This is a genomic window from Pseudomonas sp. SIMBA_068 (genome assembly GCF_046534705.1).
Classification (GTDB): domain Bacteria; phylum Pseudomonadota; class Gammaproteobacteria; order Pseudomonadales; family Pseudomonadaceae; genus Aquipseudomonas; species Aquipseudomonas putida.
Genome location: NZ_JAWRYI010000856.1, coordinates 1 through 260, shown reverse-complemented (window position 1 = coordinate 260; position 260 = coordinate 1). Strand labels below are relative to the sequence as shown.

The window sequence follows — 260 nt, the reverse complement described above, 5'->3', positions numbered from 1 at the left end:
CTTGTATTTTCACACTTCTTTTGCCCCCCTAGAAGCCACAAGTATCATAATTATATTATCGGCTCTTGGTGGTGGCTCTGCCAATGTTTTGTCAGCACATAAGCTGACCTGTTTTGCTTATGCTTTTATTCTGTTATTTCCCTACGCTTTAGTGCTAATAATGTCTGAAGACTATTACGAAAATGTACTCGGCTTTTTGGGTATTGGCTATGGCTCAATTACCTTGTTAACTCTAAATAAAGCATCTGCATTTACACAAC

1 protein-coding gene is annotated in these 260 nt (G+C 38.1%); it reads left to right on the top strand.

All coding sequences use genetic code 11. The features are described 5' to 3' along the window. A partial coding sequence (locus SB756_RS31770; protein ID WP_410913461.1) for a hypothetical protein occupies positions 1-260 on the top strand: 260 nt, incomplete at both ends.